Source organism: Kluyvera georgiana (genome assembly GCF_050990895.1).
Taxonomy (GTDB): Bacteria; Pseudomonadota; Gammaproteobacteria; order Enterobacterales; family Enterobacteriaceae; genus Kluyvera; species Kluyvera georgiana.
Genome location: NZ_CP158865.1, coordinates 2,003,236 through 2,027,884, shown reverse-complemented (window position 1 = coordinate 2,027,884; position 24,649 = coordinate 2,003,236). Strand labels below are relative to the sequence as shown.

Here is a 24,649-nt window from a genome sequence, read left to right as displayed (position 1 = left end):
GGATGATTATGCTGAACACACGTCTCCGTATCAGCCTGGTGATGATAGGCTGGCTGTGCATGAGTGCAGTCGCTTATGCCAAAGCAATCCCTTTCGTTGCCCCGCAGGATCGCCCACAGCTCGCAACCAGCCAACCGTGGCCGAAAAACCACTTCCTGGTGCTGGGTTATCACGACGTTGAAGATGATATCGCCGATCAGCGTTACCTGTCGGTACGCACCAGCGCGCTCAACGAGCAGATAAGCTGGCTGTTGCACAACGGATATCACGCGATCGGCGTACAGGACATTATTGATGCGCATCAATCGCGCAAGACGCTGCCGCCGAAGGCTTTTTTGCTGAGTTTCGACGACGGTTACAGCAGCTTTTATAGCCGCGTTTGGCCGCTGCTAAAAGCATGGAACGTGCCCGCGCTGTGGGCACCGGTCGGCAGTTGGGTGGACACGCCCGCCGGGCAGAAGGTCAATTTTGGCGGCTTGATGACGCCGCGTGAACGCTTTGCCACCTGGCAGATGGTGCGAGAGGTCAGCCGGTCGCCGTTGGTGGAAGTGGGGGCGCATACCTGGGCTTCACACTATGGTATTCCGGCCAACCCACAGGGCAGCCTCGAACCGGCGGTTGCCAATCGGTTCTACGATCGGCAAAGCGGCCGCTATGAAACCGACCAGCAATTCACCCAGCGCATTAGCGAAGACGTGCGCAAAGTGACCGCGAAAATAGGTGAAGTGACGGGGAAAGCACCGCGCGCCTGGGTTTGGCCCTATGGAGAAGCCAACGGTACGACGCTCGCGATCGCCAAAACGCACGGTTATCAATTGGCCTTTACGCTGGACGATGGTCTGGGCGATGCGCGTGACATTGAAAATATTCCTCGTCTGCTCATTTCCGGGAACCCCTCGCTAAAAACCTTCGCCAGCATGGTGACGCAGGCGCAGGAACCGGAAGCCGTGCGCGTGATGCAGGTCGATCTCGATTACCTCTACGATCCGGATGTTGCCCAGCAAACCCGCAACATCGATAAGCTGGTGCAGCGAGTCTATGACATGAAGATCAGCCATGTCTTCCTGCAGGCTTTTTCCGACCCGCAGGGCGATGGCAACATTAAAGCGCTCTATTTCCCCAATCGCTGGCTTCCCGTGCGCGCCGATCTATTTAACTTCGTATCCTGGCAGCTTCAGACCCGTGCCCGGGTTAAGGTTTATGCCTGGATGCCGGTGCTGGCATTCGACCTCGCCCCTTCTCTTCCCCGCGTACAACGCTGGGATCCGCAAACCGGGCGCACGCTGACCGCCACCGAGCCCTATATCAGACTGTCACCGTGGAGCCCGCAGGCGCGGCGTCAGATAACGGATCTCTATGAAGATCTCGCCCGCCACGCGCCATTCAACGGGATTTTATTTCACGATGATGCCGTCCTTAGCGATTTTGAGGACGCAGGCCCGCAGGCCATTAGCGCCTGGCAGCGGTCCGGTTCCCCCTACAGCATCGTCGATATGGCGCAGCACCCAGACGCACGTCAGGCCTGGACACGTTTCAAGAGCCAGGCGCTCGTGACGTTCACCCGTCAATTGAGCCAGGCCACACGGCGAATTCGTGGCCCGCAGGTCAAAACCGCGCGCAATATTTTTGCCCTACCGCTGATAGAACCGGACAGCGAGGCCTGGTTTGCGCAGAATCTGGACGATTTCCTGGGCGCCTATGACTGGACGGTACCGATGGCCATGCCGCTGATGGAATCCGTTGCGCCAGCACAAACCCATGACTGGCTGGCACAGCTGGTACGCACCGTGGCGGCTCGCCCCGGCGCGCTGAACAAAACGATTTTCGAGCTTCAGGCCAAAGACTGGAACCAACGGGCGCAAAATGCCGTCCCTGATGCGCAGTTGGTAGAGTGGATGCAGATTCTCCAACTCAACGGCGTGAAAAACTACGGCTATTACCCCGACGATTTCATCGAAAACCAGCCCGACATCGCTCGTATTCGCCCCGCGTTCTCTTCGTACTGGTACCCAAACAATGACTGATCGCCTTATCGCATTTTGTATTTTAGGACTGGTATTCGGGCTGCCGCTGGGCATCGCGGCCATTTTTACCGGCGAGTTGATTCTCGATTTCGTCTTCTTCTGGCCGCTATTTATGTCCGTGCTGTGGGTCACCGGCGGCCTTTATTTTTGGTTTCAGCTTGAACGTCACTGGCCATGGGCTCCCAACACGCCGCCGCCCGTTTTAAGCGATGAGCCGCTAATATCGATCCTGATTCCCTGTTTTAACGAAGGGAAAAATGCGCGTGAAACGATCGGCGCGGCGCTAGCGCAGCGTTACTCGCATATTGAGGTGATCGCCATCAACGACGGTTCAGCAGATGATACCGCCGAGGTGCTGGAACAGCTCGCACGCGAGCAGTCCCGCCTGAGGGTGATTCATCTGGCAGAAAACCAGGGCAAGGCCGTGGCCTTAAAAGCGGGAGCAGCGGCGGCAAGGGGCGATCTGCTGGTGTGTATCGATGGCGATGCCCTACTCGACAGAGATACAGCGGCCTATCTGGTCGCGCCGCTGATTCAGTATCCACACGTGGGCGCGGTCACCGGCAACCCTCGTATTCGCACACGATCCACGCTGATTGGCCGTATTCAGGTCGGTGAATTTTCCTCCATTATCGGGCTAATCAAACGCACGCAGCGCATTTATGGCCGGGTGTTTACCGTTTCCGGGGTGATAGCCGCCTTCCGTCGGCAGGCGCTGGCCGACGTGGGTTACTGGAGCCCCGATATGATTACCGAGGACATCGATATCAGCTGGAAGCTACAGCTGCACCATTGGGACATCTTCTTCGAGCCACGCGCGCTGTGCTGGATCCTGATGCCTGAAACGCTAAAGGGCTTATGGAAGCAGCGTTTGCGCTGGGCTCAAGGCGGCGCGGAAGTGTTTCTGGTTAACCTACGCACGCTGTTTAGCTGGGAACATCACCGTATGTGGCCCCTGTTTGCAGAATATGCGCTCTCTACGCTCTGGGCTTTTGCTTATGCGGTTACGGTACTGCTGTTTATGCTCAGCTACCTCGCGCCGCTGCCGGAAAACCTGGCCGTGAAAAGCCTGTTCCCCCCGGAATTTACCGGCCTGCTACTGGGCGTAATGTGTCTGGTACAGTTCGCCGTCAGCCTGTTTATTGAACGCCGCTATGAGAAGAGGGTTGCTACTTCGCTGTTCTGGGTGATTTGGTTTCCGATGGTGTACTGGATGATAGGCATGTTCACGACCATCGTCGCCTTCCCGAAAGTCATGCTGAAACGCCAGCGCGCACGCGCGCGTTGGGTGAGTCCCGATCGTGGTAAAGGAAGAATGTGATGAACGAAAATAGCATAATTTTAACCGAACACCGTCTGATGCCCCGCTGCTTTGACGCGGCGTTAACGCTACTTGCGTGGTGTGGTTTCCTGTTTTTTCTCTACGCCAACCTGTTAATGAAGCTGACGGAAGACGGCGGACAGCGCTGGGATACGATGGTCGAGGCGTTCAATACCCTGCTGGTGTACCTGCTGATTGCCGCCATCAACGGCTGGCTGTTGATTCTCTGGTATCAATATAACCGTCGGCGAACGCATGCCCGACGCCATGCCCGGCAGGCATCGCTACAGCGTGATGAACTTGCCCGTAGTTTTAATATCGCGCCACAGATTATTTCGGAGATGAGCCAGTACAACCTGCTAACGGTCTATCACGATAGCATTGGTCGTATTATTGATTTAAAGGCCGCGTCTCACCCTCGCGGCTAAAAAAAAGCCAGCCCGCGGTCTACGGGCTGGCATTCTTTTCGGCAACAACGATTACTTCAGATATTCACCGCTACGCAGCGCTTCAATACGCTTATCCAACGGCGGGTGCGTCATGAACATTTCGCTCAGCGATTTTGACTTACCGTTGATGCAGAACGCCATCATGCTGCTGGCTTCCTGCGGCTCATAGCTGGTTTTCAGACGCTGCAGCGCCGCAATCATCTTCTCACGGCCCACCAGCTTCGCCGAACCGGCATCCGCATGGAATTCACGGTAGCGCGAGAACCACATGGTAATAATGCTCGCCAGAATACCAAACACCAGTTCCAGCACCGTCGCCACCGCAAAGTAAATCAGCGGGTTGCCGTTGCTGCTCTCTTCGCCGTCGTCACGGTTGCCGCCGAGGAAACCAGCCGCAATCTGCGCAATAACGCGTGAGATAAAGATAACGAAGGTGTTCACAATGCCCTGGATCAGCGTCATGGTCACCATATCACCGTTGGCAATGTGGCTGATTTCATGGGCGATGACCGCTTCAGCTTCGTCTCGGCTCATGTTCTGCAGCAGGCCGGTACTCACGGCAACCAACGATGCATCACGACGTGCGCCGGTCGCAAAGGCGTTGATATCCGGCGCGTGGTACAGCGCAACCTGCGGCATAGCAATACCTACCTGCTGCGCCTGACGGGCGACGGTTTCCAACAGCCAGCGTTCCTGCTCGTTACGCGGTTGTTCAATGACCTCACCGCCTACCGATTTCAGCGCCATCCATTTCGACATCATCAATGAAACAATGGAACCGCCGAAACCAAATAGCAGCGCCATAATCAGCAGACCGGTCATGCTGCTCGACTGAATTCCCGTTAGGCTTAGCACCAGCCCAAACACAACCATTACGGCCAGGTTGGTCATCAGGAAAAGCGCGATTCGCATCATAATTTACTTTTAACCTCTTCTTAACAAAACGCACTATGCGATTATCCCTATCGTAGGGCTAATCTGCCGATTTTCAACGATCACGTGAGGCTAAGTCACGAGAAAGACACAACTTTACATTTTGTAGCATCATTGTTGACAAGAACATGAGGGAGATAAAAAAACAGGCACAATTGCTTGTGCCTGTTGGGGGTTACTTGCTTGCCGCCGGTTGTTCAGCGGGCGCGGATTTCTCCAGCTTTGAAAGGTCAACGGCGATATTCACCGTCTCGTCCAGATACGGGTCCGGCTCTTTATAGTCTTTCGGCAGATCGTCCAGTTTCTTGATCGGCGGTTTGCCTTCACGCTTGTAGCGATCGTTCACGCGCGCCAGACGGGTCGCATCATCCTCTTCGTTCTCTTTTTCACGCTGGGCGTAATTGAGAGACACAATACTGCGCTTATCTTTCAACGCATTGAAGTGCGCAATATCTTTGGCGATGTACTGGAACTCCGGATCCTTCGCAATACGATCGGCATGCAGCTTAAGCAGCTGAGGCTCGAACGGCGCCATGTCACCAGACTTCACGTAGGTCGCCGCGTTGATGCTATCCCACGGCAGCGCGTTGTCTTCGAACTTCTCGCCGGTTTCGGTCTCTTCGTTGCCGGTTGGCATCATGATGTCCGGCGTAACGCCTTTACGCTGCGTACTGCCGCCATTAATGCGGTAGAACTTCTGAATGGTGTACTGAACGGAGCCCAGCGCTGGCCATTCAGGGCGCAGCATCTGATCGTAGATACGGTTCAGCGAACGGTACTGCTGTACGGTACCTTTACCGAAGGTCGGTTCGCCAACGATCAGCGCGCGGCCGTAATCCTGCATTGCCGCAGCAAAGATTTCCGACGCGGAGGCGCTGAAGCGGTCAACCAGCACCACCAGCGGCCCTTTGTAGTAAACCACGCCGTCGTTGTCGCTGTCTTCGCGCACCTTGCCGTTGTTATCACGTACCTGCACCACAGGGCCAGACGGAATAAACAGACCGGAAAGCGAGACCGCTTCGGTCAGCGCGCCGCCGCCGTTGCTGCGCAGGTCAATGATAATGCTGCTGACGTTCTGTTTTTCCAGCTTCTGCAGCTGTACCTTCACGTCTTCAGTCAGACCAACGTAGAAGCCCGGAATGTCGAGCACGCCGACCTTATTGTTGCCCGTGCCTTTCACCGACATTTTCACCGCGCGGTCTTCCAGACGGATACGCTCACGAGTCAGCGTCACAATACGGGTTTTTGAACCTTTCCCTGCCGGGAGAATTTCAAGGCGTACCTTGCTGCCCTTCGGCCCTTTGATCAGCGCGACAACGTCATCAAGACGCCAGCCGATCACGTCAACCATGCCCTTCCCGGCCTGGCCTACGCCGACGATACGATCGCCCACGCTAATCGCCTTGCTTTTCGCCGCCGGACCGCCTGCCACCATCGAGTTGATCATGGTGTAGTCATCGTCCATTTGCAGCACCGCGCCAATCCCTTCCAGAGACAGACTCATCTCGGTATTGAACTGTTCGGTGTTGCGCGGTGAAAGATAGTTGGTGTGCGGGTCGATTTCACGGGCGAAGGAGGTCATCGCCAGCGAGAACACATCTTCGCTATTGGTCTGCGCCAGGCGACGGATCGCGAACTTATAGCGACGCGCCAGGGTATCGTGAATTTCTTTATCGTCTTTGCCGGCGAGCTTGAGACTCAGCTGGTCATATTTGACTTTGCCGTCCCACAGCGCGTTCAGCTCGGCTTGATCCTTCGGCCACGGCGCTTTGCTGCGATCGAGGTTAAAGGTGTCATTACCGGTGAAGTCCATCGGGCGCTCAAGCACCTTTAACGCATATTCGTAGCGCTCAAAGCGACGTTTTTGCGCCAGATTGTAGAGGTCATAAAAGACGTCAAGTTTGCCTGAACGAAGCTCGTCGCCAATCTGCCCTTTCTTCGCTGCAAACTGCGCAACGTCGCTGGCCAACAGAACGTTGTGGCTGTAGTCCAGCAGGTTCAGATAGCGGTCAAATATTTTGGCCGAAAAGGCCTGGTCGAGATCGAACTGGCGGTAGTGAGAACGGGTAAAGCGCGAGGTAACGCGCTCGCTTACCGTGGCGTGCTGAGTCTCTTCCTTAAGGATAGGAAGCTGCTCAACACGGGTGATATCTTCCACCGCTAAGGCCTGGCCTGTTATTAATAACAGGCCAGCAAGCGCGGAGAGCCTAAAAAGTTTGTTCATGCCTGGCCCGGCCTCCGTTTCAGAACACCAGGTGTTCTGCGCGTACAATCATTGACATACCAGAAGTAAGCTGAACGCGAACGCCATCCTTGGTGATTTCCAGGATCGTGGCATCCATCGCGTTATTGCCCGCTTTAACTTTCAGGGATTGGCCGACCGTCAGCGTGGACAGATCGGATACCGGCGTCAGTTTTTCTTCACGCACTTCACGGGCCGGTTTAGCGGCCGGTTTCGCGGCAGCAGCGCGCGGCTTACGCTCGGCCCCTTCTTTACGGCGTACCGGAGGACGTGGTTTACGCTCACGGCGTGGCGCATCGCCTTGCTCGCCAGCAGCTGCTGCGGCTTCGCGTTTTTTCGCCTGCTGTTCAGCGCGCTGCGCCTGAACGCGTGCTTTGGCCTCTTCAAGCTGCTGACGCGCATGTGCGACATGCTGCTCGTCCAGCTCACCGCAAGGGTTGCCGTCGAGGTCGACGCGTACTGCACCGGCTTTGATACCGTACAGGTAGCGCCAGCTTGAAGTATAAAGACGTAATGCGGAACGCAGTTGGGTTTTGCTGAGGTTCATCTCCCCTTCAACACGCTCGACGAGATCCTGAAAAATACCGACTTTCAGGGGACGAGCTTCACCTTCCGCGCTAAAGCACTGCGGAAAACGTTCGGCTAAAAATGCGATAACTTCTTTACTGCTATTCAACTTAGGTTGATTTTCCATGAAATTTCCTGATTACAACGGACGTAGCCAACAAGCCGCAGGCATGAACAGGCGACATTATAATGACGTCATCCGTAAATGCTACGTTATCCGTTGATTATCCTGCGACGGGTGCAAAGAATTTTTGGTAATCGGTGGCTTCAAGCACTTTTTGCAGGTGGCCAACCAGTTCACGCAACCCCTGTTCATCCTCTTCGCCAAAGCGCGAGAACACGGTGCTATCGATATCCAGCACGCCAATAACCTGCTGATTCACCACCAGCGGCAATACGATTTCGGCATTACTGGCGGCATCACAGGCAATGTGCCCATCAAAAGCATGAACATCTTCTACGCGCTGAACGCGATTTTCCGCCACTGCGGTCCCGCAAACGCCACGGCCTACCGGGATACGCACGCAGGCAATTTTGCCCTGAAACGGCCCGAGTACCAGCGTATCGCCTTCCAGCAGGTAAAAACCGGCCCAGTTCACGTCAGACAGGCGCTCGTACAGCAGCGCGCTGGTATTGGAGATTACCGCTAAAAAACTTGTTTCACCTGCCATTAACGCCTGAAAATCACGGTTAAGTTCCGCGTAAAATTCTGTTTTGCTCATTATTCAATCACTATTGTTTACGATGTTACTGATTCGTTACCTTGCCTGGGCCCTTATAAAATACGCATTAAGTGCGTTCGGGCTCAAGATGAATCCATACTTAGGTTAAGATAGAGTTATACATTCATTTATCAATGTAATAAATGGCACTGAAAACATCACGTATAACGCCGACGAAAAAAATACGAATTCACACGGTCAGCGAACCTTTGCCGTGGGCACATTACCAACGTTGCCCGCAGTGCGATATGCTTTTTCGGTTACCGGTCGTAAAATCATCGCAAAGCGCCTATTGCCCACGCTGTAACGCCAAAGTACGCGACGGCCGCGACTGGTCATTAACCCGTTTGGGCGCCATGGCGATTGCCATGCTGCTGCTGATGCCCTTCGCCTGGAGCGAACCGCTGTTGCGACTGCACCTGCTCGGCGTCCGTATTGACGCCAACCTGCTGCATGGGATCTGGCAGATGACCGATAGTGGGCACCCCATTACCGCCGCAATGGTATTTTTTTGCACCGTTGCCGCTCCCGCGGTGCTGGTAACCTCCATCGCCTATCTGTGGCTCGGTAATATTCTAGGGATGAATCTTCGCCCTGTCCTGCTGATGCTCGATAAATTAAAAGAGTGGGTCATGCTCGACATCTACCTGGTCGGTATCGCCGTGGCCTCGATTAAGGTCCAGGACTATGCGTTCCTGCAACCGGGCCTGGGGCTGCTGGCCTATATCTCTTTGGTCGTGCTCAGTATCCTGACGCTGATTCATCTGAACGTCGAACAGCTTTGGGAGCGCTTCTATCCTCAGCGCCCCGCTACGCGGCCTGACGGCGCGCTCCAGGTGTGCCTCAGTTGCCACTATACCGGCTATCCCGACGCGCGCGGCCGCTGCCGCCGCTGCCACACTCCGCTTCATCAGCGCGGCAAGCACAGCCTGCAAAAAAGCTGGGCGGCGCTGATCAGCTCCATGGTGTTCCTGCTCCCCGCCAACCTGCTGCCCATCTCCATCATCTATGTCAACGGCGGCCGCCAGGACGATACGATAATGTCCGGCATTCTGTCGCTGGCCAATAGCAACGTGGCGGTGGCGGCGGTGGTCTTTTTTGCCAGTATCCTGGTGCCTTTTACCAAGATTATCGTGATGCTGACGTTGCTTATCAGCATCCGCTTTAAGTGCGAACAAGGGCTGCGCACGCGCATCCTGCTGCTGCGTTTTGTTACCTGGATTGGCCGCTGGTCAATGCTTGACCTGTTTGTTATTTCGTTAACCATGTCGCTCATCAATCGCGACCAACTACTCGCCTTTACGATGGGTCCCGCTGCGTTTTATTTTGGCGCTGCGGTAATATTAACTATTCTTGCTGTTGAATGGCTGGACAGCCGCTTACTTTGGGACGCACATGAGTCAGGAAACGCCCGCTTCACAGACTGAAGCGCGAATTAAAACAAAACGTCGCATATCACCGTTCTGGCTATTGCCGGTCATCGCGCTGATGATTGCCGGCTGGCTTATCTGGAATAGCTACGAAGATCGGGGCTCCACCATTACCATCGACTTTATGTCGGCGGATGGTATTGTCCCTGGCCGCACGCCGGTCCGCTTCCAGGGCGTTGAGGTAGGTACGGTGCAAGATATCCGCCTGGCCCGCGACCGCAGCAAAATTGAAGTTCGCGCCAGCATCAAAAGCGACATGGACGACGCGCTGCGTGAAGAGACCCAATTCTGGCTGGTGACGCCAAAAGCCTCTCTCGCCGGGGTATCCGGATTGGATGCGCTGGTCGGCGGTAACTATATCGGCATGATGCCCGGTAAAGGCGAGCCGCGGGATCATTTCACCGCGCTTGATACACAGCCGAAATACCGCCTGAACAACGGCGAGCTAATGATCCACCTGCATTCGCCGGACCTCGGTTCGCTCAACAGCGGGTCATTGGTCTACTTCCGCAAAATTCCGGTTGGCCGTGTCTACGACTACACGATCAACCCCAACAATCAGGGCGTCACCATCGACGTGCTGATTGAGCGTCGTTTTACCAATCTGGTGAAAAAAGGCAGCCGTTTCTGGAACGTTTCCGGAGTGAAAGCCGACGTCGGTCTGAGCGGCGCGAAAGTGCAGTTGGAAAGTCTGGCCGCGCTGGTTAACGGTGCGATTGCCTTCGACTCGCCATCCGACTCCCAGCCTGCCGCGCAGAACGATGAGTTTGGCCTCTATGAAGATTTGGCGCACAGCCAGCGCGGCGTGCTTATTCAGTTGCAGTTACCGAATGGCGATGGGCTGAAAGCAGGCTCGACGCCGATGCTCTATCAAGGGCTCGAAGTGGGGCAACTGACAAAAATGACGCTCAACCCGGACAGTTCTGTGACCGGTGAAATGACCGTCGACCCGAGTGTGGTATCGCTGCTGCGCGAAAATACGCGCATCGAACTCCATCAGCCGAAGCTGTCGCTGGAAAACACCAATCTGAGTCAGTTGCTCACCGGCAGCACCTTTGAACTGGTGCCTGGAGAAGGCGCGCCCAAGGATCGCTTTACCGTGCTTGCTGCGGATAAAACCTTGCTACAGCAACCCGGCGTACTGACGCTAACTCTGACCGCGCCCGAGAGCTACGGCATCGACGCGGGGCAGCCTATCATGCTGCACGGCGTGCGTATCGGCCAGGTCATGGAGCGTAAGTTGAACGCGAAAGGAATCAGCTTCGCCATCGCCATTGATCCGCAATATCGTGACCTGCTGCACGGTGACAGCAAGTTTGTGGTGAACAGCAAGATGGACGTGAAAGTGGGTGTCGACGGCGTGGAGTTCCTCGCGGCCAGCGCCAACGAATGGCTCAGCGGCGGCATTCGCATTTTGCCTGGGGAAAAAGGCCAAATGAAGGCCAGCTACCCGCTGTTCGCCAATCTGGAGAAAGCGCAGGAAAATAATCTTAGCGACTTCCCAACCACCACATTGATGCTCACCGCAGAAACGCTACCGGATATTCAGACCGGCTCCGTGGTGCTGTACCGTAAGTTTGAAGTAGGCGAAATCACCTCCGTTCAGCCACGCGCCAACGCGTTTGATATCGCCGTACATATTAAGCCGGAATACCGTTCTTTGCTCACCGCTAACAGCGTGTTCTGGGCTGAAGGTGGCGCGAAAGTGCAGTTAAACGGGAGCGGTCTGACGGTGCAGGCCTCTCCTCTTTCGCGGGCGCTCAAAGGCGCAGTTAGCTTTGATAACATCAGCGAAGCGAATAACGGCACCCGCAAGGGCGACAAGCGGGTCCTGTTCCCCTCAGAAACCGCCGCGCGCGCGGTGGGTGGACAGATCACGCTGCACGCCTTTGATGCGGATAAACTTTCTGCCGGTATGCCAATTCGTTATCTCGGCATCGATATCGGACAGGTACAAAGCCTGGAGCTCAATGCCTCGCGCAATGAAGTTCAGGCCAGCGCCGTGCTCTACCCGGAGTACGTCAATACCTTTGCCCGCCGCGGCACTCGTTTCTCCGTGATTACGCCGCAAATCTCGGCCGCTGGCGTTGAGCACCTGGATACCTTGCTCCAACCGTACGTCAACGTTGAGCCGGGCCACGGGGAGCAGCGTCGCGACTTTGAGCTCCAGGAAGCGACCATTTCCGATTCACGCTATCTCAACGGCCTGAATGTGGTGGTGGAGGCGCCGGAATCCGGCTCGCTGAGTATCGGTACGCCGGTGTTGTTCCGCGGCATTGAAGTCGGCACCGTTACCGGCTTACGTCTCGGCAGCCTCTCTGACCGAGTCATGATTGAAATGCGTATCGGCCAGCGTTATCAGCATCTGGTGCGCAACAATTCAGTCTTCTGGCTGGCTTCCGGCTATAGCCTCGACTTTGGCCTGATTGGCGGCGTCGTGAAAACCGGCACCTTCAATCAGTTCATTCGCGGCGGGATCGCTTTCGCCACGCCGCCGGGGACACCGCTGGCGCCGAAGGCGCAGGAAGGCAAACACTTCCTGCTGCTTGAGTCGGAGCCGAAAGAGTGGCGCGAATGGGGCACCGCCCTGCCGCGTTAACGACCGCCCTCACGCGCCGGTGTCCCGTCACCGGCGCGTTTTATGGTAGACTGCGCGCTCTTTATCTCCTTGTGGTATTCGCCAGTGGCTCAAAACTCTGTCTATTTTCCTGATGAATTCCTCGCGCAGATGCGTGAGGCCATGCCGGCTCATCTCTCATTTGACGCATTTCTTGCCGCCTGCCAGCGCCCGCTGCGCCGCAGTATTCGCGTGAATACGCTGAAAATCACGGTCGATGACTTCCTGCGTCTGGTTGACCCTTATGGCTGGCAACTGACCCCGGTCCCCTGGTGTGCCGAAGGTTTTTGGATCGAGCGTGACGACGAGGACGTGTTGCCGCTGGGCAGCACCGCCGAGCATTTGAGCGGACTGTTTTATATTCAGGAAGCCAGTTCCATGCTGCCCGTCGCGGCACTGTTTGCCGACGGAGCGGCACCGGTTCGGGTGATGGACGTTGCCGCAGCCCCGGGCTCTAAGACCACGCAGATTGCGGCCAAAATGGGCAATCGCGGAATGCTGCTGGCCAACGAATTTTCCGCCAGCCGGGTGAAGGTGTTGCATGCCAACATCAGTCGTTGCGGCATTAGCAATACCGCGCTGACGCATTTTGACGGCCGCGTGTTTGGCGCCGCCTTACCTGAGTGCTTTGATGCCATATTGCTGGATGCCCCCTGTTCCGGCGAAGGGGTTGTGCGTAAAGACCCTGATGCATTGAAGAACTGGTCGCTGGCAAGTAATCAGGCCATAGCCGAAACCCAACGCGAGCTGATCGACAGCGCGTTCCACGCGCTGCGCCCAGGCGGGACGCTGGTCTATTCCACCTGCACGCTGAACCGCGAAGAGAACGAATCGGTCATCGCCTGGCTGCTGGCGCGTTATCCGCAGGAAGTGGAAGTCTTGCCTTTAGGTGAGCTTTTTGCCAGCGCTGACCAGGCGCTGACGCCGGAAGGCTTTCTGCACGTATTCCCACAAATTTATGACTGCGAAGGGTTCTTCGTTGCGCGACTGCGTAAAACAGCGGCCATCGAAGCGCTGCCTGCGCCGGGCTACAAGGTGGGTAAATTCCCATTCACACCGATGAAAACGCGTGAATCCGCTGCCGTTGAAAGCGCAGCGCGAAGCGTGGGTATTGAATGGGATGACGCGCTAACGCTGTGGCAGCGTGACAAAGAGATCTGGTTGTTCCCTGCTGAAATCGCGCCGTTGCTGGGTAAAGTTCGTTTTTCCCGCATCGGTTTGAAACTTGCCGAAACGCACAACAAAGGCTTCCGCTGGCAGCATGAAGCGGTCGTTGCGCTGGCCAATACGCAAAAATTGGGTCACGAACTCACGCTGGAAGAAGCACAGGAATGGTATCGCGGTCGCGACGTGTATCCGCAGCAACCTCCCACTCACGACGACGTCATTGTCACGTTCCAGGGTTTCCCCTTAGGGTTGGCGAAACGCATTGGCTCACGGTTGAAGAACAGTTTTCCCCGAGAGTTGGTACGCGACGGTAAGCTGTTTTCCAGCAGGTCCGAGTAGCGCTTAAAAAAAACGCACTTTTTCACTGGCGTAATTTTCTACGTTGACTACGCTGAAAAGGTACGGCCTAACTGGTCGTACCACAACGGTCAGCAGATTAACGGAGAGCATTATGAGTAAAACCAGCTTACGCATCGGCGCATTCGAGATTGATGACGCCGTTCTGCACGCCGATCAGCACGGTGAGCGAACGTTAAGCATCCCTTGTAAGTCCGATCCCGATTTATGTATGCAGTTAGATGCCTGGGACGCCGATACCAGCATCCCGGCCCTTCTTGATGGCGAACGTTCCGTTCTCTACCGCAAGCACTACGATCAACCGTCCGATGCCTGGGTTATGCGCCTTGTCTGACCCAAAAGGAACCCGCCCATAGGCGGGTTATTTATTTGGCGTGTGGCACCACTTTGTACAATGAGGCTTCACCGCGCGGGCGCGTTTTAAACCGACGATGCACCCACAGATATTGCTCAGGCGCACGTAAAATCTCACGCTCAATGATTTTATTCATATAGCTGGCAGCCGGGATCTCATCCCCACTCGGGTAATCGGTCATCGCTTCGCTGATATGCAGGGTATAACCTTTCTGGCAGGGCTTACGCACCATGGTCACAGTTAGCATGGCAGCGCCGGAAAGACGTGACAGTACGTTTGTTCCGTTGGTGGTCGCCGCTTCGGTGACTGAGAAGAATGGCGCGAACACGCTGCCTTTCGGGCCGTAATCCTGATCGGGAGCGAACCACACGGCTTCACCGGCCTTGAGCGCCTGCACCAGACCGCGCAGGTTACGACGGTCAATCATCGCCTTGTTTGAGCGCAGACGCCCGGTAGTCTGGACCCACTCCATGAGCGGATCGTTATGCGGACGGTAGGTTGCCATCATTGGACGACATAGCCCCATCGCACGGCCGCCAAGCTCCAGCGACATAAAGTGGACGCCAACGACCATTACACCGCGCTGTTCTTTCAGGGCGTTCATCAGGTTGGCATAACCTTCCACATCAAACCATTTTTTGACGCGAGCATCGCTCCAGAACCAGGCCATCCCGGTTTCAATCAGCCCCATGCCCAGCGACATAAAGTTTTGCTCAATCAGCTTTTCACGTTCCGCAGCATCCATATGCGGGAAACAAAGTTCAATATTACGCGTGGCAATCTGCTCACGGCGTTTTAGAAAACGGCGAGATGCTTTACCCAGAGAGGTGCCAAGCCAGTGTAAAAGAGGATACGGCAGTTGAACGACCAGCCACAGTAAAGCGAGTGCAAGCCACTTCAGCCCATTACGCGGGTGAAGCAAAGCGGTATTAAAATTTTTGGACATCATTTTTCCAGCAACGAAATGCAAGGGTAACGCTTAAGGAGAATCGAATCCGTTCATTCATCTTTATGCGTTTGTGTATATGTTGGACCCTGCTGCATTCGACAAATTCACTTCCCAGACGTTTATTTACAAACGGCTGGTAACAGAGGTATGGCGCGGGGGTGGCAGACTGTGGCTCAACTCGCCGAGAGCATGCGCCTTTTTCATGCAAAAAAATAGAGAATTTAATTCACATTACAAAATAATTTTTTTAATGCTAACGTTTTGTATTATTAGCGGGTTATCAATTTTCTAACATCATAATTTTAATCATGTTTTCTTTTCTTATCAGCGCGACGTTAGGTGGCGTTTTGACTATTGGTTGTGTTCGGGACAGAACATAAAAGAGACCGGGTAAGATTCCTGGCTACCCTCGCGTTTCTGCGCGGATAAGGGATAAGAAAATTCTTCTTTGCGATAAAATTTACGCCGATGAATCTTCCGTAAGCGTTAAGATAAGCATTCAGCCGAGTTGCCCCACCAGCGACTCAAAAGATGAAGGGAGTAACCAGAACATAATGCAGCGTCAGAACGTCTCATCATCACGTATAAAATCAATTGGTTACGATGCAAAGCAAAAAATACTGGAAATAGAGTTCTTCGGGTTAGGCATTTACCAATATGTTGGCGTCACCTCAAAAACGTACGAAACATTTCTCAGCGTGAAGTCAAAAGGACGCTTTTTTGATGGCGTCATTAAAGACAAATTCCTCTGCCGAAAAATAGGCTGAGCAGCCTATCGGGATTTGCACATAATGCATCGCCATAACAGATAGCAAAAAGCCAGCGATTAGGCTGGCTGAGTGACTCAGATGCGTTGTCGGGTGACGCGTATCAACTCCCTTTGTAAGTGGAGTATCCGTACTGACTTAGCAAGAGAGGGATATGAAGCTTTTCGTTGGTCTGCGTCACGGTGAATAACACCGGGACCTCAGGGAAAAATGAGGACAGCTTTTCACTCTTAAAATAGTCGCCCGTTTTGAACGTCACCCGGTATACCCCTGGCTGCATGTCCTTATCTTCCGGATACAAGGATTTAATACGGCCATCATTATCTGTTTTTCCTTTGGCAAGCATGTCCCAGCCTGTTGGCTGTTGTTTTTCCAAAGTAACGTCAACGTCCCAGGAAGGGATCCCCGTTTGCTGGTTTAAGATGTGAACACTGAGCGTTCCCGCAGGCGCACTAAACGCAACTGGCGTGAAGATAGCGGTAGACAGCAACATCAGACGGGCTATTTTGTTCATTTTTTCTTCCTGTGGTTACAAGCACAGGTCAAGCTTAAACGTGTTTTGGATAAAAAAAATTCAACTTTTCGTTAAGAATTCGGACGAGCACAATACGAAGGATAACGTACGCTTAGGCACATGCAACTAAGCAGATACTCCCGGAGATTTATCCTTGATGACAGTTGTCTCATTGGGCACCATATTGGTCTTGCAAAAAATACATTTTGCACCAAATGGATTTCTCTCTGAAACATCAAATATTGATGTTCGATATTGGGAACCATGACAACATGGACACCTGAAGTGAATATTTAAATTCATAATTTATACCTCTCTGATAACAGTTGTCGCAGCGTATTTTTATCGGAAATTTCGCTTTTTTTTACGTTCTAACGCTCTGCAAAATATCTAAAAACACAAACAACTTCTAAATAAACGTGTATGGTGGCAGCCCCCTATTCAAATCCTCGCAACATTCCTAAAAACATTGCTGTTGCCAAATGATCAAGGTCGATATCGGACCGGCTCATTTGAGTATCTCAATTTTAATGATGATAATAAACGCATAGTATTGTACGTTGGACTCAAAGAGAGGTGATATCAGCGGTAGAGTCTGGCTATGAGGACTGCTTTGTAGAAAGTTTTACGTTTGTTTGTATTTCAAACTGACATCTTATTAATGCATTTCCTGCGCTGATTGGCAAATTTTATTTTAGCCGTCCAGGAGTCTCTATCTAAAATACACAGATAGAATTAGCTTTTTATTTTTTTAAGCGTATAATCTAGCCGTATTTTTCATCAAGGAATCTATTTATCTCGTAAAATGACAGGAATTGTCAAAAGTTTTGATGCTATAAGTGGCAAAGGCTTTATCACCCCATCAGACGGCCGAAAGGACGTTTTACTCCATATCTCAGCACTCTACAGCTGTGAATCTGAATCCCCAAAACCGGGAGACCGTGTCGAATTTTGTCGTATGAATGGTCTGAAAGGACCTGTGGCTGCGAATATCTACCTATCCTGAACGGTATCCAAACCCAAAAAACTGTATCGTCCATCGCCCTGCCGTAAGTTAAGTCGCCCATTGTCCAGACCATCATGGAAAAACGGAGGCAGACTTCAATTGCACTTTTGAGTTGAACTGTAACCCCTCATAAGTAGGGAGTTAGGCCATACTGCAATTTTTATTGACTAGCTAAGTACGCATAAACTCAGGTAAGTCCCTTAAAAAATGCATAGCAGATCAGCCCCACTAAAACCAGGATAACTAACGCCACCACTATTGCTATGAAAATATGCCATAGTGCCTTCAGGATAGAGATAAAAGCGGATGCCTTTTGGGCTGACGATAAGCAAGTTCCATGTTCTCTCTCCCACTCAGTAGACCAAATAGTGTGCTCCCTCATCCATGCTACCACATGTGCATAGACAGCAAATCCAACCCCAAGACCGACAGCTACTGATGCAAGATTGATACAGTAGTACAGGAGTTCAGATTCGAAAAAAAATGGATTGAAGCGATCGGTTATTGCACCAAATAAAAGACCGACACAGGGAATCAGAATCCCACCATACTTTTCAAAAGCGAGTGTAGATACGTAACTAAAACGCCTCAAATCCCCTCCTAAAACAAGTCATGTAATTTTTATTTTTTGCGCCAAAGGTCAATTCATATCATACATGAATGAACCATTTTGATTATCATACTCCTACAACTCACTTACCCAAAACATGGGATCGTTATGAAAAAACTCTTAGTCATCGCACTCATCACATTCAGCGCTAGCTCGTTAGCTCAGGAAGAATTTTTCTACAAATGCGATGATGGAACCAAAGCCCATCAGTATCTGGACGAAAATGGCAAAGCGGTGATGGATTTCCATGGTGTAAAAACCACCTACAGAGGCATCAACGCGGCCAATGAGCTTAGCTTTGTTGCGGATGGTTATAGTCTGAGTATGAAACCACTGACAGAAACCCGATTTAACATGGATTTGTTGGGACAAAAAACACACTACGCGACAAATTGTGACGAAATACAGGAATAGCTATTTTTCGAAGTCGTCCCCCCTCCATTTCGAGGGGGATAAATCTTGCTGCAATCTGTTTCGGCTAAAGCAGTATAAAAATCTTCATCATAATCATATCGATACGAACTACGACGCTCCTCTTGACTATCTTCATATCCGGCATCCAGGCGGCCATCATAATCTTTGGATGGGTCGAATACACTCTGAATAGAATGATATAGATAGCAAGAGACCAAATACGATTCCTCTTGGCGGCGGAGAACAATAAAATCTCCATAATTCAATAAATTAATAAATACTTTATGCTTTCGTCATCCTTAAACCTTACATCACATCCCTTTAAATACAGATAGTTATAATTTTCTACTGCAGAGTTCGGCAGAATTTCAGGCGTCTTACCACTCAAAATGCTCTCACCGCCATTTCCTGTGGTGATAACATCTAAACCTTCCTCTCTCTAAGGGCTTTGAAATGAGTATTATTTATGTCGTTGTCTTAACGTATGTAAAACCACTGCAAGAAGTTGACGCTCAAATTCCTGAACACGTTAAGTGGCTTAAAAGAGGCTACGCAGAGGGCGTATTTCTCGCGTCAGGCAGAAGAATCCCTCGAAATGGCGGAGTTATACTCGCAAAATGTGACAGTATCGAGTCGCTTGAGGAGCGCCTTAGTCAGGACCCATTCCAAAAATTGAAGATCGCTGAAGCTGAAATTATTCCCTTTGATGCTTCTATGAGATCTGAATTGCTGGAAAATATTCTTTGATTGCATATCGGCTCAATTTCCCATGTTGGGCCGTTCATCTAGAGCAACCGCTCCCAATTCGCCATCTAGCGCCACCTCATAGATTACCCTTCCCCACCAAGCTGATCATCTGGGCTCGTGGTAAGGGATCGCCAGCGGTTACTGAAAAACAGCCTGAAACCAATTGTGGAATGATCCAAAGCAAACCAGCGCGGATTACTCAACAGTTAGGCAGATGCTCTACCAGAAGTAGCGATAAATCCTCTCAGTTGCCACATTTCATCCGCTGCATGCTGTTATCTGATGTAAGATTTATGTAATGTCCCGCAGCGCTATCTCCAACGCAATTTATTAAAAAGTTCTATTTGTCGTATCAATTAGTGAATATCTGTATTTTAATATTAACCCTCGAGATTTCCGCATTTTTTGTACTTTTTTGTTTTTACGTCCTAATTATTATTTCCCCTTAAGGCTTTCTTAAGGAATTAGCACTGCGGGGGCATTGAGCGCTTTTGTCATTCCCAATAAGGCATATTGACTTCCACTGCAATATCAGAACAACACTTATGTATGTGATAAGAAGTAACATATGATAACCAAGACCAAACTTTGCAACTTCAAATTATACTATAAAGATAATGAAGAGAAATATAAGTCAATCTTTGCCGATGTGGTGAACTATCGGTTTAGAACGCTAAAGGTATTTCGTAACACTAACGATACGAAGGTATCCTTGATTGATACTGAATACGGAAAATATATCCTCAAAATATTTTCTCCCAAAACGCGAAAGGCTGAGAGATTTTTAAAATCATTTATTAAAGGTGACTATTATAAACATCTGATAGTTAAAACCGATCGTGCAAAAAAAAAGGGACTTGTTTTTCCGAATGATATTTATTTTCTTGCAGAGAGAAAAATCTTCAACTATTCAGGGATCTTTATCATGCTGAATGAGTATGTGGAGGGTGAAATGCTCTGCGATTATGCCATCATCCCTGACGCCTTTAAGAACGAAATTAAAAAGTCGATAGATAAGTTGCACTCTTTAAACCTACTTTCTGGCGACCCGCACAGTGGTAATTTTGTTGTCACCAAAGAGGGTATCCGTTTAATCGATCTGACAGGAAAACGATGCACGCCAGAAAGAAAAGCCCGCGACCGAATTTCGTTAGAGGAAAATTTAGGCATTCCAAATGAAATAAAAAATTTTAGCTATTATCATGCTATTTTTAAGAAATGCATTCGTAAATTTATTAGAAGGAAGAGTTAATATAGATTATCGCGATTAATTAATCATTAACTGCCAATCGCAGACTCCGCGATATTACTTAATTTTTCGGCAATGGCTGCCACATCGTTTTCCCTTCCCCGCCTGGCCGGATAGTCAGGGCTCATGGTAAAGGGTTGCCAGGTGTTATGAAAAAACAGCTCGCTGTCGATGGTAGAATTATCCACAGCAGAGAAACAAGCTTCACGCACCAAAGGAGCCATTTTTGGACGCGGAACATCACTGTGTTGGCACACTATCAATCCGCAGCCATACCAATGCTAATTCATACGTCCGAGATTCGTAGCCTGGCAGGTCGCGTGTAGGAAGATGCCTACGGTGAAGAATTTACGCAAAAGCGGCTGGGTCACGCCCCGGAGAATACGACCAAAATCTATCCCGATGAGCGGGACGATAGCGCTTATAAAATGTTATGAAACCTTGTAAAAAGAATGTTAAAGGTGGTATAACCAAAGGTGCCGGAATACAGAAGTTCGGATATTCTCGGGCACTGCCTTGTAATAGATTGATTTATAAGGCACATAAAAAGAGACCGAATACGATTCCTGTATTCGGTCCAGGGAAATGGCTCTTGGGAGAGAGCCGTGCGCTAAAAGTTGGCATTAATGCAGGCTAAGTCGCCTTGCTTTATAAGAATAGATGACCGTGACAGCTTTTCCAGTCCACAGACCTGGAGAGTGGAAAATTTTCGTCGATTAAACGGTATAGCTTAAAAAAAACCGCAACCATTCTGCGAGAATGATTGCGGTTTTTTATTGATTATTAAACAGATACGCTATTCGTTAGCAAAGTTTCTCTGCGCGTTCAATAAACGGAGCGAGACTCATTTTCACTCCCGGCTGATGCGGATCGTCAATCTGAATGACGCTTAGCGGCTGCGCCTGGGTCTTACCGGCCTTGACCTGCTGCTCAGCGACGTCGTTCAGCGGGTACTGCACCAGAGTACTGGGGTTAATCACATACAGTGCGTTATCAGCACGGCAGGTGAGCATGACCTCTTCGCGGTTAAACGCCCACTTCTCTTTTCCCACCTCAAAGCGGCTCACGGTGATGACCTGTGCAGCCAGCGCGCTGCTGGCCGTCGTTAACAACAACAAAGAGAGAATAATCTTTTTCATAATTCGCCAGTTCAATTAAAAAGGTTCCCAGGTGGCGAAAAGACTGACGCACGCCAGCACCAGCGCCCCCAAAACAATTTCCACCTGCGTGGTACGTAAAAAGACGCGCTGCGCCCATCCATTCGCTGCCGTCATCCTTGGCACCAGTAAATAGCGGTTAAGCAGCGCCATGACAATCATCAGCGCAACCAGTCCCACTTTTACCCATAGCGCAACGCCATACGGTGTTGCTGCTGTGAAACCGCCCTGAATCATCCAGGCATTTACCAGCCCCGTCGCCACCGCAGCTGCCACGGCCAGATGCCCATAGCGGGAATAACGCATCATCGTGGTAATAGCTAACTTACGCCAGCGGCCTTTTGCCAACCGTAAACAGTACAAGAAGGGGACCAGACCGCCCACCCATGCCGCTGCGCAAAGCAGATGCGCTGCATGGTTAATACGCTGTAGCACTCCGGCTACGCCTTCATGCATCGCCGCATGGCCGACGCCCGCCAGCAGAATAAACTGCGCGACGCACAGAAGCAAAAGCCGCCGCATCATCTGCCGTGGCTGTACACAGGCAATACCGAAGGCCACCCATGCCAGCACGATTTCCCACAGCCAGACGCTACCAAACTGCGTGTGCAATACTGCCTGCCAGACCTCCGGACGCCAGGTATCAGACCAGCCATCTCCCATCAGCCCGCCTTGCGCCACCAGCATCAGCATGGCCGACAGCACGCTCAGCGTCAGCGCACTGCGCAGTAGTTGGGAAAAACGCTGAATCAACAGTCGCCGTAGCTCAGAAGGTGCCCACCAGCCCGCATAAAGCGTGCAACCGAAGGCCACCATCAACGAGGCAAAATGAATAAACCGTAAACTAATATAGAGTGCCGCTAGCATGGTTACTTCACACTAAACTGGTACTGACCTTTCGTTTTGTGCCCGTCAACCGACACCACGTGCCACTCAACGGTGTACAGACCGGGTATCAGCGTCTGGGTCAGTGGCACCCTCATCTGCGTCTTATCATTTTCGCTGCGAGTGGCCTTGCCTGTTCCGATGACCTGCTTATCCGGGCCGGTAAGCTTAACGCCACTAAAGTTGGCTTCGATACCTTCTGAAAAATTCAGCGTCAGCATTTGCGGTGCTGAGGTGACTTCGGTATTGGCGGCAGGCGTCTGTTGTTGCAGGTGGGCGTGAGCCCATACGGGCGAGGAGCCGAAGGCACTCAAAAGAAACAGCGTGGCACAGAGCGTGCGAGGCGCGGTGAATTTCATTTCCATCATTCCCTTTTGTTATCAATATAAGTCAAAGAATAACGCTGTATAATGTTCACGTCGAGATGGGCGCCCCCTGGACTTGCCATTTTGCGAGACTCTTAGTAACTTTTGCGCGTGATCCTAAGGAGAAAACCATGCAAACCAATCTGGCAGCCCTGCCTCAGCAGGAAATGGATAAAGTTAACGTCGATCTTGCCGCCGCGGGCGTTGCATTTAAAGAGCGTTATAACATGCCGGTCGTGGCCGAAGTCGTCGAACGCGAGCAGCCCGCCCATCTGCGCGACTGGTTCCGCGAGCGGCTGATCGCGCATCGTTTAGCTTCTGTAAACCTTTCCCGTCTGCCTTACGAACCCAAACAGAAATAATTATTACTGTTAGTTACAATTCCTTACATCCGGTCTGTTACTATTGCTCAGAATAAAAACTCGCTGACAACGTGTTGAAGGACGCAACTATGCTGACATGGACTATTGCCGCAGCGCAATATGCGCCCCGAACGGGAGGCGTCGCCGAAAACATCACCCACCATCTGCGCTTTATTCACGCCGCCGCCGAGCAGGCGTGTAAGGTGCTTATCTTTCCGGAACTTTCTCTTACTGGCCCCAACGACGAACACACGCTCCCCGCGCCGCCCTGTGATAACCAACTACAGCCACTGCGCGACGCCGCCCAGCGCCACCAGATGACAATCATTGCCGGGCTACCGATGGAGAACGAGGGCAAGCGTATTAAAGGCATCGTCATTTTCGCTCCCGATGCCGCCACCCCGCTTAAACAGCAGCAGGGGCACGGTACCTGCCTGGCGCCAGAGTCGGACCAGGTCAGCGTCTTTGAACTGAACCATGAAGGCTGCGAACTTTCCCCTCAGGCGTCCCTACTGGCTACCGTTAGCTGCATGGCGGAACCGCAGCAGCAGCGGACAACCCAACGCCTGCAGCGGTTTGCGCATAAGTACGCCATCGCGGTATTGAAGTCGAATTACGCCAGCGGAACCTTTTCCGGCGGTAGCGCGCTGTGGGATGAGAGCGGCCAGCTGATCGTGCGCGCCGACAGCGGAGAATTGCTGTTAACCGGCAGAAAAAGCGCCCAGGGTTGGCAAGGCGAGATCATTCCATTACGCTAGTCGTTTTGGCCGGGAGTTCGCCATGCTGCGCGTTATTGATACCGAAACCTGTGACCTGCAAGGGGGCGTCGTTGAGATTGCCTCCGTCGACGTTATTGACGGGCAAATCGTCAACCCGATGAGTCATCTGGTTCGCCCCGACCGTCCCATCAGCGCACAGGCGATGGCGATCCACCGGATTACCGAAGAAATGGTCGCCGATAAGCCGTGGATTGAAGAGGTCGTCCCCTTCTATCAGGGAAGCCCATGGTACGTTGCCCATAACGCCAGCTTTGACCGCCGCGTATTGCCGGAGATGGACGGCGAGTGGATTTGCACCATGAAATTAGCGCGTCGCCTGTGGCCTGGCATTAAGTACAGCAATATGGCGCTCTATAAGTCCCGCAAGCTGAGCGTAGCCACGCCCCCAGGACTACACCACCACCGCGCGCTGTACGACTGCTACATTACCGCCGCGCTGCTGATCGACATCATCCAAACCTCTGGCTGGACGCCGGAACAGATGGCTGACGTCACCGGACGGCCTGCGCTGCTCCGTACCTTTACCTTTGGTAAATACCGTGGACAGGAAGTGGCAGAAGTGGCGAAAAACGATCCGGGCTACCTGCGCTGGCTGTTTAACAACCTCGACCGCATGAGCCCGGAACTACGTTTAACGCTGAAGCACTACCTTGGCCAATAG

At 52.1% G+C, this 24,649-nt stretch carries 26 protein-coding genes; 15 read left to right on the top strand and 11 right to left on the bottom strand.

Annotated elements, in window-relative coordinates; genetic code table 11:
* Window positions 1-8: 8 nt before the first annotated feature.
* The 3 genes from pgaB to pgaD are packed head-to-tail and all read left to right on the top strand — an operon-like array spanning window position 9 to window position 3,773.
* Window positions 9-2,024 (top strand): poly-beta-1,6-N-acetyl-D-glucosamine N-deacetylase PgaB, encoded by a 2,016-nt coding sequence (pgaB, locus tag ABTW00_RS09610; RefSeq protein ID WP_433640393.1) that lies wholly within the window; start codon window positions 9-11, stop codon window positions 2,022-2,024.
* Window positions 2,017-3,345, top strand: a complete 1,329-nt coding sequence (gene pgaC, locus ABTW00_RS09605) for a poly-beta-1,6-N-acetyl-D-glucosamine synthase (RefSeq protein WP_433640391.1) — start codon at window positions 2,017-2,019, stop codon at window positions 3,343-3,345. Before pgaB ends, pgaC begins: the two co-directional genes overlap by 8 nt.
* A complete protein-coding gene (gene pgaD, locus ABTW00_RS09600) occupies window positions 3,345-3,773 on the top strand; it encodes a poly-beta-1,6-N-acetyl-D-glucosamine biosynthesis protein PgaD (RefSeq protein WP_433640389.1) in 429 nt (142 codons plus the stop codon). The genes pgaC and pgaD overlap by 1 nt, the downstream gene beginning before the upstream one ends.
* 51 nt (window positions 3,774-3,824) lie before the next feature.
* On the opposite strand, the gene htpX is transcribed toward pgaD, so the two are convergent.
* From htpX to ABTW00_RS09580, 4 genes are all read right to left on the bottom strand, one after another.
* On the bottom strand, window positions 3,825-4,709 hold the full coding sequence (gene htpX, locus ABTW00_RS09595) for a protease HtpX (RefSeq protein WP_064544759.1): 885 nt from the start codon (window positions 4,707-4,709) through the stop codon (window positions 3,825-3,827).
* 193 nt (window positions 4,710-4,902) lie between these two features.
* Window positions 4,903-6,951: a carboxy terminal-processing peptidase gene (gene prc / locus ABTW00_RS09590; protein ID WP_064544757.1), complete on the bottom strand. Its 2,049-nt coding sequence runs from the start codon at window positions 6,949-6,951 to the stop codon at window positions 4,903-4,905.
* 19 nt (window positions 6,952-6,970) lie between these two features.
* A complete protein-coding gene (gene proQ, locus ABTW00_RS09585) occupies window positions 6,971-7,663 on the bottom strand; it encodes an RNA chaperone ProQ (RefSeq protein WP_064544756.1) in 693 nt (230 codons plus the stop codon).
* Window positions 7,664-7,760: 97 nt separating this feature from the next.
* Window positions 7,761-8,258 carry a GAF domain-containing protein gene (locus ABTW00_RS09580; protein ID WP_064544754.1) on the bottom strand — a complete coding sequence of 166 codons (498 nt, stop codon included), beginning with the start codon at window positions 8,256-8,258 and terminating at the stop codon, window positions 7,761-7,763.
* Window positions 8,259-8,401: 143 nt separating this feature from the next.
* On the opposite strand from ABTW00_RS09580, the gene yebS reads away from it, so the two are divergent.
* The 4 genes from yebS to ABTW00_RS09560 all read left to right on the top strand — a co-directional run bounded on the left by yebS (window position 8,402) and on the right by ABTW00_RS09560 (window position 14,163).
* Window positions 8,402-9,685 (top strand): membrane integrity lipid transport subunit YebS, encoded by a 1,284-nt coding sequence (gene yebS / locus ABTW00_RS09575; protein WP_065358329.1) that lies wholly within the window; start codon window positions 8,402-8,404, stop codon window positions 9,683-9,685.
* On the top strand, window positions 9,654-12,287 hold the full coding sequence (locus ABTW00_RS09570; protein WP_271448056.1) for a PqiB family protein: 2,634 nt from the start codon (window positions 9,654-9,656) through the stop codon (window positions 12,285-12,287). The genes yebS and ABTW00_RS09570 overlap by 32 nt, the downstream gene beginning before the upstream one ends.
* Window positions 12,288-12,371: 84 nt before the next feature.
* A complete protein-coding gene (gene rsmF / locus ABTW00_RS09565; RefSeq protein WP_433640384.1) occupies window positions 12,372-13,811 on the top strand; it encodes a 16S rRNA (cytosine(1407)-C(5))-methyltransferase RsmF in 1,440 nt (479 codons plus the stop codon).
* Between the two features lie 112 nt (window positions 13,812-13,923).
* Window positions 13,924-14,163 carry a YebV family protein gene (locus ABTW00_RS09560; protein ID WP_064544747.1) on the top strand — a complete coding sequence of 80 codons (240 nt, stop codon included), beginning with the start codon at window positions 13,924-13,926 and terminating at the stop codon, window positions 14,161-14,163.
* 31 nt (window positions 14,164-14,194) lie between these two features.
* Here ABTW00_RS09560 and lpxP read toward each other — a convergent pair whose 3' ends face one another.
* Window positions 14,195-15,130 (bottom strand): kdo(2)-lipid IV(A) palmitoleoyltransferase, encoded by a 936-nt coding sequence (gene lpxP / locus ABTW00_RS09555; protein WP_271448058.1) that lies wholly within the window; start codon window positions 15,128-15,130, stop codon window positions 14,195-14,197.
* A 557-nt stretch (window positions 15,131-15,687) separates the two neighbouring features.
* Between lpxP and ABTW00_RS09550 the strand changes: the two genes are divergently transcribed.
* Window positions 15,688-15,900 carry a KTSC domain-containing protein gene (locus ABTW00_RS09550; protein ID WP_064544742.1) on the top strand — a complete coding sequence of 71 codons (213 nt, stop codon included), beginning with the start codon at window positions 15,688-15,690 and terminating at the stop codon, window positions 15,898-15,900.
* Window positions 15,901-16,003: 103 nt separating this feature from the next.
* Here the strand turns inward: ABTW00_RS09550 and uraH are convergent, their stop codons facing one another.
* Both uraH and ABTW00_RS09540 read right to left on the bottom strand, forming a co-directional pair.
* Window positions 16,004-16,414 carry a hydroxyisourate hydrolase gene (gene uraH, locus ABTW00_RS09545; RefSeq protein WP_433640380.1) on the bottom strand — a complete coding sequence of 137 codons (411 nt, stop codon included), beginning with the start codon at window positions 16,412-16,414 and terminating at the stop codon, window positions 16,004-16,006.
* A 126-nt stretch (window positions 16,415-16,540) separates the two neighbouring features.
* Window positions 16,541-16,717 (bottom strand): cold shock small protein YmcF, encoded by a 177-nt coding sequence (locus tag ABTW00_RS09540; RefSeq protein WP_240492989.1) that lies wholly within the window; start codon window positions 16,715-16,717, stop codon window positions 16,541-16,543.
* Window positions 16,718-17,219: 502 nt separating this feature from the next.
* Here ABTW00_RS09540 and cspF point away from each other — a divergent pair.
* The 4 genes from cspF (at window position 17,220) to rfaY (ending at window position 20,443) form a co-directional block, all read left to right on the top strand.
* Window positions 17,220-17,420 carry a cold shock-like protein CspF gene (cspF, locus tag ABTW00_RS09535; protein ID WP_164092424.1) on the top strand — a complete coding sequence of 67 codons (201 nt, stop codon included), beginning with the start codon at window positions 17,220-17,222 and terminating at the stop codon, window positions 17,418-17,420.
* 718 nt (window positions 17,421-18,138) lie between these two features.
* A complete protein-coding gene (locus ABTW00_RS09530) occupies window positions 18,139-18,444 on the top strand; it encodes a hypothetical protein (protein WP_433640377.1) in 306 nt (101 codons plus the stop codon).
* Window positions 18,445-18,897: 453 nt separating this feature from the next.
* A complete protein-coding gene (locus ABTW00_RS09525) occupies window positions 18,898-19,191 on the top strand; it encodes a YciI family protein (protein ID WP_065358402.1) in 294 nt (97 codons plus the stop codon).
* A 568-nt stretch (window positions 19,192-19,759) separates the two neighbouring features.
* Window positions 19,760-20,443, top strand: a complete 684-nt coding sequence (rfaY, locus tag ABTW00_RS09520) for a lipopolysaccharide core heptose(II) kinase RfaY (RefSeq protein ID WP_433640375.1) — start codon at window positions 19,760-19,762, stop codon at window positions 20,441-20,443.
* A 26-nt stretch (window positions 20,444-20,469) separates the two neighbouring features.
* Here the strand turns inward: rfaY and ABTW00_RS09515 are convergent, their stop codons facing one another.
* The 4 genes from ABTW00_RS09515 to yobA form a co-directional block, all read right to left on the bottom strand.
* Window positions 20,470-20,697: a hypothetical protein gene (locus ABTW00_RS09515; protein WP_433640373.1), complete on the bottom strand. Its 228-nt coding sequence runs from the start codon at window positions 20,695-20,697 to the stop codon at window positions 20,470-20,472.
* A gap of 546 nt (window positions 20,698-21,243) precedes the next feature.
* The gene (locus ABTW00_RS09510; protein ID WP_100250011.1) at window positions 21,244-21,582 is read right to left on the bottom strand and encodes a YebY family protein; all 339 of its coding nucleotides are present in this window, start codon (window positions 21,580-21,582) and stop codon (window positions 21,244-21,246) included.
* Window positions 21,583-21,594: 12 nt separating this feature from the next.
* On the bottom strand, window positions 21,595-22,464 hold the full coding sequence (gene copD, locus ABTW00_RS09505; protein WP_433640371.1) for a copper homeostasis membrane protein CopD: 870 nt from the start codon (window positions 22,462-22,464) through the stop codon (window positions 21,595-21,597).
* 2 nt (window positions 22,465-22,466) lie between these two features.
* Window positions 22,467-22,841: a CopC domain-containing protein YobA gene (gene yobA, locus ABTW00_RS09500; RefSeq protein WP_433640369.1), complete on the bottom strand. Its 375-nt coding sequence runs from the start codon at window positions 22,839-22,841 to the stop codon at window positions 22,467-22,469.
* A gap of 137 nt (window positions 22,842-22,978) precedes the next feature.
* Here yobA and ABTW00_RS09495 point away from each other — a divergent pair, with 137 nt between their 5' ends.
* The 3 genes from ABTW00_RS09495 to exoX all read left to right on the top strand — a co-directional run bounded on the left by ABTW00_RS09495 (window position 22,979) and on the right by exoX (window position 24,649).
* Window positions 22,979-23,209 carry a DNA polymerase III subunit theta gene (locus ABTW00_RS09495; RefSeq protein WP_064544733.1) on the top strand — a complete coding sequence of 77 codons (231 nt, stop codon included), beginning with the start codon at window positions 22,979-22,981 and terminating at the stop codon, window positions 23,207-23,209.
* Between the two features lie 89 nt (window positions 23,210-23,298).
* Window positions 23,299-23,967, top strand: a complete 669-nt coding sequence (locus tag ABTW00_RS09490) for a nitrilase-related carbon-nitrogen hydrolase (RefSeq protein WP_433640367.1) — start codon at window positions 23,299-23,301, stop codon at window positions 23,965-23,967.
* Between the two features lie 22 nt (window positions 23,968-23,989).
* The gene (gene exoX, locus ABTW00_RS09485; RefSeq protein ID WP_271447674.1) at window positions 23,990-24,649 is read left to right on the top strand and encodes an exodeoxyribonuclease X; all 660 of its coding nucleotides are present in this window, start codon (window positions 23,990-23,992) and stop codon (window positions 24,647-24,649) included.